The organism is Agreia bicolorata, assembly GCF_000938265.1.
GTDB lineage: Bacteria > Actinomycetota > Actinomycetes > Actinomycetales > Microbacteriaceae > Agreia > Agreia bicolorata.
This window is the reverse complement of sequence record NZ_JYFC01000003.1, coordinates 699,269-708,432: the sequence shown is the minus strand read 5'-3', so window position 1 is coordinate 708,432 and position 9,164 is coordinate 699,269. Positions and strand designations below refer to the sequence as shown.

The window sequence follows — 9,164 nt, the reverse complement described above, 5'->3', positions numbered from 1 at the left end:
GGTTCCTCGCGACGCGCACGACGTCATCACGGAACTCAGAGGGGTAGGGCTTTGGCACGATGCCATCCTTCCAGGCCACCCTCCCGGGCAAGCCAGATCAGATGTCACCTATTCGTGCAGCAGACCCGAACGATGACCCCGACCGTTGCAAGAGCATTCACATAGCCGATGACGATGCCACTGATCGCAAGACCTCGACCCCGCTCGCGAGTTCTCTTGATTTGGCCCAATGCCACATGCCCCGTGACGATGCCGGCGAGACCAAAGAAAAACGCCGAGACCAACGAGATGATCGCGAGCACGTTCGTCTTTCGCGCGGCCGGCGGGGGCGTCCAGGTCGGCAGTGAAGGAACGTGCGGTACGTCTGGCGAACGGTACAGTGGCGCACCGTAGTCCGGCACAGGCGCGGCGGTGCTGGGTGGAACGATCGGAGGCACGGGAGGTTGGCTCATACTATCTGCGGTGCTTTCTCTATCCACTTCGTCCACGTTGTAGGCCGTGCGACAAACCTGCTGGGCGCGAATCTCGACCCCACATAGAGAGAGTCCAGTCAGGCACGGCTATGACGGCACTCCGCTTTGGAAAGCACCCTCCGTGCAATCTTGTTCGTTGCGTCGTCTCCACGCGTGGATGTGGATTGTGATCGCCGCCGGGATCCTTTCGACGATCAGCGTGGCTATCGCACGTTCGGCTGGTGCATGTGAATCACGAGTGGAAGAAGCAGGCCTAAAGAACGGGTAACGCAGCCTGGGCTTGTTCGATGCGGCGGATGAGGCGATAAACGACGACCAGAGGAATGATCCCAATCACTCCGAAGGACATGTCTAACAGCTGCCAGCCCAGAGGAATACCGCGGATACCCCCAGCAATCAAAGCAAGAGGAACGACACCGACGCAGGCGATCATCCCGAACTGAATCACCCACACGTTCCGCACCGGGTCACGCAACGGTCCGATGAAAGCCACTGCGATGACCAGATGCGCAAAGGCCAGCCAGTCAGTGCCGTACGCCATGAACGGATATCTGCCGTACGTATCGACCAAGGCCGCATGAACCCGGTCAACCCACATAACGAGGTCCGGCGCGATCTGTGGAAACGGCGACCAGCCCGCGTGCAGAACGGCAGCGCCCAGACGGAGCTCCAGCTCCAAGGGAAACGCCGTGACCCCACTCACAACGAGGCCGACGATAAAAAGGATCAGCCACTGACGAACGTGGCGACGCATTCTCGCAACGTCGGTCGGCTCACTTCTAGCCCCAGGCGGCACAGAGCCAGTCATACTCAACCTCAACCCGCGAAGCTTTCATCGCGATCGCTTGTATTCAACTCGATTGCCGTTGTTGGAACACCAAGACACGTGTCGAACTCAACACCATAGGCAGACGGGTAAATGTTGAATTCTGTTGCGCGACTGCCAACCTCAGGTGAGCCGGCCAGAAGGTGCGTCGTCACGCTCGGTGAGGTAGGCGTTCGCGAACATATCGACCCCCATGACCGGTGGCCCTCGGCGGACACAACTGCTTACGGTATCGGCCCGTCCCTTTTTGAGTAGAGCCCAGGTGGCGCCGCGTCGCGTACGCGCGCCCAGTAGCGCGCTTCTGAAGCGCCCTGGGTTTGTTGGAGGCTCTTGACCTTGGAAACGAGGATGGAGTCATGGTGTCGAATCAGGGATCTGGGAAGCCGACTACGCGTCGGTATTCGCCGGAGGAGAAGGCAGCCGCTGTTCGGATGGTACGAACGCTCCGCGCAGAGCTGGGGACCGAGCACGGCACGGTGCAGCGCGTCGCGACGCAGCTCGGATATGGGATCGAGTCCGTGCGGACGTGGGTCAAGCAGGCCGACGTCGATGACGGCAACGTCGTGGGCGTGACGACGATCGAGGCGCGTCGGATGCGGGAGCTCGAGCAAGAGAACCGTGAGCTTCGTCGGGCCAACGAAATCCTGAAGAGGGCTGCGAGTTTCTTCGGGGCGGAGCTCGACCGCCAACACCGGAAGTAGTCGCGTTCATCGACGCGAACAAGAACGACGTCGTAGAAGGTCGCCCGCTCGGAGTCGAGCCCATCTGCAGCCTGCTGCAAGTGGCTCCGAGCACCTACTACGCAGCCAAAGACCGCGCCCCCTCGGTCCGCGCAGTCAACGACGCAGCCCTCATCCCGGAGCTGGTGACGCTCTGGAACACGAACTACTGCGTTTACGGAGTCCGCAAGCTCTGGAAGACGGCCCGCCGAGCAGGGATCGACATCGGCCGAGACCAGACGGGCCGGCTGATGCGCGCTGCCGGTATCGAGGGCGCGACCCGATCGAAACGCGTCAAGACGACCCGGCCCGATCCGTCTGCGTCGCGGCACCCAGATCTGGTGAAACGACAGTTCACCGCGACCGCGCCGAACCGGCTCTGGGTGACGGATCTGACGTTCGTTCCGACCTGGGCAGGCGTCGCGTATGTCTGCTTCATCATCGACGCGTACTCGCGGATGATCGTGGGGTGGCGGTGCGCGTCGCATATGCGTACCGAGATGGTGCTCGACGCGATCGAGATGGCCAGGTGGGGGCGTGGCACTCACCACGAGGATCTTCGGTGTCACAGCGATTCGGGCTCTCAACTCACGTCAATCCGCTACGGCGAACGACTCGCCGAGATCGGAGCAACACCGTCAATCGGGACCGTCGGCGACAGCTACGACAACGCTCTGGCCGAGACAGTCAACGGCTACTACAAGACCGAACTCGTCCGTGGACCCGCACGCCCAGGACCATGGCGCACGGTCGAGGACCTCGAACTTGCGACACTCGGATGGGTGCACTGGCACAATACTCAGCGCCTCCACGGCTACCTCGGCGACATCCCACCCGCCGAGTTCGAGCAGGCGTTCTATGCTGGCCAAACGACCGGCGAACAGCTGGTGGGAATCAAATAGCGCGAGTCTCCATCAAACCCAGGGCGCTTCACTCCGTGGTTCTAGTAGACGAATGGTCTGGTTTGTTCGAGGAGCTCGAGGCGCTTGCGCGTAGTTGATTGAGCCTAGGAGCAGGCGAATGATGTTTGGCGGAAAACATGTCTCGAAACCTATCTGTTCCAAAACCTGGCGATCCAAAATAATCCCACCTCTAATCGCAACGCGAGGTGGTCACAGAACACCGCCGTATACCGATCAACTTCACAACATCTGAGTAGATACCGCCGGAATTCGACGATGTTAGAGGCGCCAATTTCGGGTACGCACCTATCTGAAAGGGGTGCCCATGGGCGCCCTATCGTGACCCTTTCAGTACGCTGGGACGGTGAACGTGCTTGCTTGGCTTAATCGCTTGAATGCCAATCATCCTTGGAGCCACAACGACTTCTACGGCCCGTGGGTCGTCCGCCAGGTGAGGTCGAGTGGAGCTCAAAAAGTTCTTGACGTAGGGTGCGGAACCGGAAACCTTGTAGCTCGTCTGATCCCGTGGGCAGTCACGATCACGGGCCTGGAACCCCACGAAGCGACCGCGAGAATCGCAGCCGAACGATTCGCGGGAAATGAGGCCGTCGAGATCCGACCGGAGTCCTTCGAGCTGAGAGACCGAGGCGACAAGTTCGGAGCCATCACGCTCGTCGCAGTGCTGCATCATCTACCGCTTCAAGAAGCGATGAAAGATCTCGCCGCGGCTCTTCACCCCGGTGGGCGTCTCGTGATCGTGGGGTGTTATCGCGAGTCAACGCGAACTGATCGACTGGTCTCGTTCGGGGCACTCTTGTCGAATCCGATGATGGGTCTAATAAAGCATCCTCGACGCGCACGTGTCACTCCAGAGGGCATGACCGCTCCTACCGCACAAGCACGAGAGTCGCTCTCAGAGATAACTGCTGAGGCTGCACGTTTTCTACCCGGAGCACGAATTCGTCGACGGCTGTTTTGGCGGTATTCATTGGTCTACGACGCGACCCGTTAATGGGTCCTGTGGCGGGGAGACCGTCTCGCCCGGTATCGAGCATCTCGACCGCTGCAATCTGCTTCGAGTATGTGGATGTCTCAGAACCTGCGCGTCTCGAAACCCATGCGATCCAAGACGGTCCCACCTCAAATGGCGACGCGAAGCGATCACAGAACACCGCCACATACCGATCAACTCCACAGTTAAGTCGACGCTCACAGCTGAAACTGCCAGACCCATTACACCGCCAACGGGACAGTCCCTCCGCGTGCGGTTCACAACTACGGTTGACGCCTATTGGGGTTCTGGACCAAACGCTTCGGTTTGGATGTCGCGAAGAAGATCCAGTGTGATTCCTCTCCAACCGAATCTCTGCAAAAGGTCGAGCGCTGCTTCCACGTCGAGCGCACGAGCACTCGTCAGGCCCTCTTGTGCGGACAGGCCGATTTCGTAGTTCCAGATGTCGTCGTTGTACACGTAGTTCCGTGGAGACCGGATCGTGAGCGGTGGGCGGCCACGAGAACGAAACGTCGAATATTGCGGAGGGACAACATTACTGTTACGGGCTCTGCCCGAAAGTTTGCCCGCTGGAGGCGTCCCGCAAATTCGATGCCCTCCGTGAAGTGCAACAGGGGCAACCAAACCGGCAAGTAGCCCCTGAATAATTGCTTCTCGTCGAAGAAGCCGTCGAGGTCCGGTACGTACTCCTCGATAAGTCGGCTATCGACGAACTGTCCGCTCTCAAAGAACTGCCACGTCCCTGGATGCATGCTGGAAACCAGTTCGCCCACCCAATCTCTTCCAGAGGTGGGATTCTGCACGAATGGAAAAGGCCACCCGCGTCGTCTGACGACGGCATTCTGGACCGCGGGCAGTAGCTCGGGGGAACGGGATCTGTCGAGGGTCGAAGACCGCAGGCCGGATGGTAGTAAGGAACTGCGGGAGGGCCTGATCAAGGTGAAAGCCGCCAGCCAGCGCTCGACTGAGCTGTTCGTCGAACTGCTCCCGTGCGGAGGCTGCGGCCGGGTGCCTCACTCCCAAGCCGGCTCGCCGGGCGGTCTCGAGGAAGCGGGCGAGCTGCCTCTCTGTGGCGAGTGTGATTACCTCTCGCAGCTCATTCTGAGTAAGTGCTGCGGAGCTTTCGGGCTTTGCCATCGAACGCGTGTAGAGTTGCCTGGCTCTTATCCGGTTGGGGTAGTCCTTCTTGCTGAGGACGGGGACCTCCGCAAATTCGGATACCTCGACGACCACAACCGCGCGTCCGTTCGGTAGTTGCACTTGAGCGAGCTGGATTTGTAACGGTGGATCCGCATAGGCATTTATCTGATCAGATACGTCATCGAACGAAAGCCACTGCTCAAGCTGCTCTGTGCTGAGGCCGCTCGCTGCATCGTCAATGTCTTTCTCGCTGAGACCGATGACGAGGTGTCCGCCGTCTCGCTGATTCACGAGCGCGATGGTGGCGCGCGCGACATTCGCGAGGAAGGATCGATCTGAGCGGCCGCCGGCACTCTTGAACTCGACACCTCGCTGCTCGTAGCCGACGTCGATGATCGCCGCGAGTTGTTCATCGTTGAGCACCGGCGGCCCTTCCCTGCAGACGCTCCCAGCGTCTCGCGGATTCGTTTATGCCGACGATGAGCCGACCTCAGACGGTGTCGATCTCGATCGGCAACTGCAGGTCAGTCGCGATTGGCGTATACAGATCAACGCCTTGTTCACGAGTCTTAAGAGACACGATCAGCGAGTATCGGACAGGGAGATCGAGGCGGTCCTTGCGTTGGTTGCGTTTCCACCAGCCGCCGACTGGGTACACGCCGAGCACGCCGCTGGCAGCTAGTTCCTGGCCGGAGCCTTCCCAGATGTCCTGGTGGAGTGATCCGAGGTTGCGTTGGTTTGGGCCGATGAACCACCGGTCCGAGCTTGATGAGGGCGAGGTGCCCGCGGAGTCTTCGTCATTTTCCGCTTCCCGGTTGATACGGGAGATGAACTCGGTTTCTGTTTCCGTTGGCGACTTGAGTTCGAATCGCAGAAGGTGTGACGCGTAGGAGTATCGCTGTCTCCAGCCTCGCCTTGAGGCGGACGGCTCCACGAAGTAGGACAGGGTCACTCTGAGTGTGACGTCGCCCGCTCCGATGGTCTCCAACACCTCAGTGGGCCAGGGCATGGAGTGGAGTCTGAATCTGCGCATCTTGTAGTCAGTTCCCTCGAAGGGAACGAACGTGTCTTGCGTGACGAGAGTCACTGATTGTCGTGACGAACGAAGCACCGCATCCTCGGTTGGCACTCCCCACCCGTATCGCCTGAGGAGTTCGAGTTTTGGCTCTTTCTTGCCGCCAGTGGAGTCAAACTCGGCACGCATGGCTGGTGTCCACTCGGCGGCGTGGACGAGGAGACCCCGAACGGTCTCGGGCCAGTAGTCAGGGTATTGAGCCATGGTGAGCGCGGCAAGACGTGAGGCCTGTGCGGTGGCAGCGCTGGTGGCGTTGGCGGAGGTGAGAGCGAGGTCGTTGTGGATTCCCGTTGTTCGAAGTGACAGCAATGGGTGACGGTCTTCGAACGATGTTCTGCCGTCTGTGAGTACGTTGCCGCCCTCGAAGCAGATATCGGGCTTGATCGGCCAGGTTCTCTTGCCGAAGAGAAGGGAGGTCCGGCTGTGGGGCGACAACTCCCCCTCTGCTGCCATCGCGGTCCACCCGACGTATTCGGGGTCGCTTGGGACGGTGACCAGGTCGGTGTGTGCGCCGACAGTCAGCGCATTCCATGATTGGGCGGGGTCCTCTACGGGTGACGTATCGGACTCGAGGCGGTGGTTGGCATGGTAGCTGCCGACGTTTCCAGTCGCGGTGATCAGCAGGCGACTTGCATCGTGATCTGGCTGAGACAGCAGCTGCAACTGGTTGCCGTGTCGGATGATTTCTGTTCCCACGGCAAGGGCATCAACGGTCGCGGACCAGAGAGTGGGAACCCCTGGGCGATCGGGATTCGTAGATACAGGCATACAGAACACACGATTGCGTTGCGCTGAGATCTCGGCAAGCGCGACTGCCTCGACCGTGACTGTTCCGTAATCTAGGGGGTCGGTGTCGGGCTCCTCCTGCTCGGGGAGGATGCGTACTGATTCAAGTCGATGATGGAGTTGGATTCCACCCACCCCGGTGAGGAGATCGTCGAGGGAGCCGTACAAGGCCAGGCCTGCCATCGATGTTCCGTGACCTTGCGTGTCGGCCCCGGAAGTCCCGATGACTGTGTGCAGGTCCCCGGCGTCGAGGGAGCTGGAGAGTAACCGATGAGTGCGGGCCACTCCTGTGTCAAGGTGGCAGACCGCCGGAGCGTCTGTCGGTGCGGCGATGACCCGTCCTGCAAGATCTTCAACGTACTCATCTTGTTCATCAGGGAGTAGATCCTCGACGGTGTCGACGAACTCAGGGCGGCGGATCTCTGCAATCGGGACGCTGGTGAATGGCAGAATTTCCAGCTGTTGCCATGTTGCTCTGATCCAGACGACAACTCTGTCATTCAGCGCGAGTGAACGGTTCAATACTTTGAGGCCGTACGCTGACGCGAACTTCTGCAGGGTATCGATATTCTGTTCTGACGGATCCAGCCAGAGTTCCCACCACTGGACTCCGGTCTTCGGTGGTTGCCCGTCGGATTGCCAGAGGTCGTCGAGGATGGTCTGACGGATCCTGGAGATGTTGGCGACGAGTGCACGGTTCGCCGGGTTGCCGTCGGGTGTCTCCCACTTGTCTTGAGCCGCTTTGGTGCTCTTCTTGGCGAGGTAGTCTTCGAAGATCTTGAGAAACTGGGGGCGGTAGTTGTCCGCGACCCAGACGACGGCTCGTTCCGGCAGCATTTCGGTTGCTGGCTGCACCGACAGGAGTAGCCATTGCGGCACCTTCGGTGTCTTTCGGTGCTTTGAGAAGGTCTGTAGCGACTCGATTTTCAGCGGATAGGCGGCATCTTCACCTTCGAGGGTGATGATGCTTCCCAGCCCCCTGAGTTCCTCGGTGCTGAGCCCCGTTCGGCCACGCTCATTGTCAATCTCGGCGAACGTGTCTTGAAGCTGCCCTTTGATAGCAGCCCCATGGGCTCGGTACTCGACCTGTCGGATTTTGGGGTTGCCTTGTCCGCCTCGTGAAAAGTCCTCATTGCGCGCTCGATCAAGAACATAGAGGTGAGTGAGGTGTCGGAGTCCGTCAGCCAATGCTGGCCGTTCGACGGGTGTCCAGAGCAGCAATGAGGTCGTCGGCGGTGACGATCGTTTCGGCCCTCATTAAAACGGACTTAGCGGAAGCCTCTGCGGCTTTGACTAGGTCTGCGTGACTGAGTCCCTCGGTGTGGGAATCGACGGTGTCCCAGCGCAGCCCTTTCATCAATGAACCGAGTCTGCCCTTGATGACCGATCGTGCCTGCATCGTGTCTGGGAGGTGGTAGGTGAGGACCATGTCGAATCGCCTGAAGAGGGCCTTGTCCAGGATAGAACGGTGATTGGTCGCCGCTATGACGATACTCTCCGGGCTGGACTGCTCAAGGAACACCAGGAAAGAGTTCAAGATTCGCCGGGCCTCGCCGACATCGTTTCCGGATCGATCGGCACCGAGGGCATCGAACTCGTCAAAGAGATACACTCCTCGACGTTCCGCGACCGCGTCAAACACCAATCTCAGTTTGCCTGCAGTCTCACCCATATATTTGCTGAGCAGGCTATCAAGCCGAACCGTAAACATCGGAAGCGAAAGTTCGCGCGCGAGAACTGCGGCAGTCATAGTCTTACCGGTTCCAGGCGGGCCTTCGAGAAGAAGCCGATGCGTGGGGTCGAACCCGTGCTCGAGCAGCGTCTTTCGTTGCCTTTGCTCCGCAATAATTTGCTTGAGGCGTTCAACGAGCTCACCCGGTCCGACAAGACTCTTCAGGGTGACTTCCGGATGCGACACTTCAATGAGGTCGGCGAGTTCTGCGCGGGGCTTCGGCAGCTTGGTGACGTTTCCGCGTGGGGCAATTTGCCGAGAGGCATCAACGGCCTTCTTGATGTCGTCTGCAAGCACATGATGGCCCTGCCGCGCCTCACGCGCAGCAATCTGCAACGCTACCGAGTAGAACACCGAGTCGTCGCCTGAGGCGTGACTGCGAACCATGGCGGTAATGTGTTCCCCCAACCCAGCCATCACCCCTCCTCGCAAGCTCATTTAATCCAGGCAAACCCTCCGCGGTGAGTCTACGCGGATCGGTATCGCCACACCGCGAAGT

The 9,164-nt window shown here is 59.7% G+C and carries 8 protein-coding genes; 2 read left to right on the top strand and 6 right to left on the bottom strand.

Going from position 1 to position 9,164, the window contains the following annotated elements; translation table 11 throughout:
• Positions 1-104: 104 nt before the first annotated feature.
• Positions 105-437 (bottom strand): DUF4190 domain-containing protein, encoded by a 333-nt coding sequence (locus TZ00_RS18875; RefSeq protein WP_202965837.1) that lies wholly within the window; start codon positions 435-437, stop codon positions 105-107.
• A gap of 289 nt (positions 438-726) precedes the next feature.
• Positions 727-1,227 (bottom strand): hypothetical protein, encoded by a 501-nt coding sequence (locus tag TZ00_RS10225; protein ID WP_044441296.1) that lies wholly within the window; start codon positions 1,225-1,227, stop codon positions 727-729.
• 428 nt (positions 1,228-1,655) lie between these two features.
• Between TZ00_RS10225 and TZ00_RS10215 the strand changes: the two genes are divergently transcribed.
• Together TZ00_RS10215 and TZ00_RS20605 are read left to right on the top strand one after the other, a co-directional pair.
• Positions 1,656-2,920 (top strand): IS3 family transposase gene (locus TZ00_RS10215; RefSeq protein WP_238579644.1). Its coding sequence is split into 2 segments (ribosomal slippage): positions 1,656-1,959 and positions 1,959-2,920, totalling 1,266 coding nucleotides; the frame shifts between segments, so codons are not numbered across the junction.
• 364 nt (positions 2,921-3,284) lie between these two features.
• Positions 3,285-3,932 (top strand): class I SAM-dependent methyltransferase, encoded by a 648-nt coding sequence (locus TZ00_RS20605; RefSeq protein ID WP_084606033.1) that lies wholly within the window; start codon positions 3,285-3,287, stop codon positions 3,930-3,932.
• A 276-nt stretch (positions 3,933-4,208) separates the two neighbouring features.
• Here TZ00_RS20605 and TZ00_RS10210 read toward each other — a convergent pair whose 3' ends face one another.
• From TZ00_RS10210 to TZ00_RS10195, 4 genes are all read right to left on the bottom strand, one after another.
• Complete coding sequence (locus TZ00_RS10210; RefSeq protein ID WP_044441293.1) at positions 4,209-4,391, bottom strand: hypothetical protein; 183 nt, start codon at positions 4,389-4,391, stop codon at positions 4,209-4,211.
• 264 nt (positions 4,392-4,655) lie between these two features.
• Positions 4,656-5,495, bottom strand: a complete 840-nt coding sequence (locus TZ00_RS10205; RefSeq protein WP_044441292.1) for an AlbA family DNA-binding domain-containing protein — start codon at positions 5,493-5,495, stop codon at positions 4,656-4,658.
• Positions 5,496-5,562: 67 nt separating this feature from the next.
• Positions 5,563-8,121 carry a S8 family peptidase gene (locus tag TZ00_RS10200; protein ID WP_044441291.1) on the bottom strand — a complete coding sequence of 853 codons (2,559 nt, stop codon included), beginning with the start codon at positions 8,119-8,121 and terminating at the stop codon, positions 5,563-5,565.
• Positions 8,114-9,082, bottom strand: a complete 969-nt coding sequence (locus TZ00_RS10195; protein ID WP_044441290.1) for an AAA family ATPase — start codon at positions 9,080-9,082, stop codon at positions 8,114-8,116. The genes TZ00_RS10200 and TZ00_RS10195 overlap by 8 nt, the downstream gene beginning before the upstream one ends.
• Positions 9,083-9,164: the final 82 nt, after the last annotated feature.

Bases quoted from the DNA above. Each gene is read 5' to 3' on its own strand.
- TZ00_RS10225 (WP_044441296.1), bottom strand. From the start codon at position 1,227: ATGCGTCGCCACGTTCGTCAGTGGCTGATCCTTTTTATCGTCGGCCTC.
- TZ00_RS10195 (WP_044441290.1), bottom strand. From the start codon at position 9,082: ATGGCTGGGTTGGGGGAACACATTACCGCCATGGTTCGCAGTCACGCC.